The organism is Tropicimonas aquimaris, assembly GCF_042676185.1.
Lineage (GTDB): Bacteria > Pseudomonadota > Alphaproteobacteria > Rhodobacterales > Rhodobacteraceae > Tropicimonas > Tropicimonas aquimaris.
Genome location: NZ_JBHTJT010000066.1, coordinates 1 through 1,184, shown reverse-complemented (window position 1 = coordinate 1,184; position 1,184 = coordinate 1). Strand labels below are relative to the sequence as shown.

At 64.2% G+C, this 1,184-nt stretch carries 1 protein-coding gene; it reads right to left on the bottom strand.

What is annotated here, in order from left to right:
* Positions 1-1,184, bottom strand: a protein-coding gene (locus ACFQ2S_RS24715; RefSeq protein WP_386079413.1) for an IS3 family transposase whose coding sequence is annotated in 2 segments (ribosomal slippage) — positions 1-851 and positions 851-1,184 — 1,185 coding nt annotated over the 2 segments. Because the reading frame shifts where the segments join, the coding sequence is not laid out codon by codon here. This gene is flagged as partial in the annotation.

Below are 1,184 nucleotides of genomic sequence, written 5' to 3'. Positions count from 1 at the left end.
GGGCGAGCGCCATTTCAGGCCGGAGTGTGGGTGGTTGTCGTTGTAATCCTCGATCCAGGTGTCCAGCAAGGGCAGGACGGTTTCGGCGTCCGGCAGTGGATTGACGCGAACGTAGTCGCGCTTGAGCGTCTTGACGAATGCCTCCGAGATGCCGTTCGACTGCGGGCTCTTCAGCGGCGTGAAGCAGGGTATGAGGCCGAGCTGTCGGGCAAAGATGCGGGTGTCTTTCGCCGTGTAGGCGCTGCCGTTGTCGGACAGGAGCTCGATCACCTCCGGCGCACGGTGAGTACCGAAGCGTTTCTCGACGGCCTCCAGCAGCATGTCCCGAACGTCGGAACCGCTGATCCCGGCATTGACGACGGCCCGCCAGGCGATGATCTCCCGGTCGTGGGCATCGATGAGGAAGGAGGCCCGGACGACGTTGCCGTTCCAGCAGGTGAACTCCAGGCCATCACTGCACCAACGGAGGTTCGAGCGGATCATGATCACCTTGCCGTCGTGGGTGCGCTCGGGCCGTTCCATCCCGGAGCGTTCGAGCAGCAGGTTGCTGTTCTTCATGATCCGGTAGACGCGCTTGTGGTTGGCAGGGTCCAGACCCGCGGCCCGAAGTTCCCGGTTCAGCAGCGCCGCGATCCGCCGGTATCCGTAGGTCGGGCGCGCCGCCACCAGCCGCTGGATACGTGGCAGCAACGCCGCGTCTTGAGCCTTGTGATAGCTCCGACGCGGCTTCGCGCTCCCGTTCAGCCGCGCGTGCAGGTTCGACCGGGACACGCCCAGGGTGTCAGCCACGGCCTTCACCGGGAACCCTCCTTCAGCGGCGACAGCGCGCGCAACGTCCGTTTTTTTGACTGCGCCTTTTCCAACGCCTCCCGAAGGATCTCTGCCTCGAGCGTCTTGCGCCCCAGCTGGCGCTCCAGCTCGCGGATACGCTCCTCCATCTGCCGCACAGTCCGGTTGCTCGTCACGTCGTCGTCACCAGCCACTGCGACACTCCCTCCGTCCAGCATCAGCCGACGCCAACGATAGAGGAGATTAGGCGCAACGCCATTGCGGCGTGCCACGGCGGAAATGCTCTCGCCGTCATACAACGTCTCCTCGACGATTCGGACCTTCTCGGCGGCAGACCAACGGCGACGGCGGCCACCGTCGGTGATGATTTCAATCTCAGACATAAGCATGTGCTC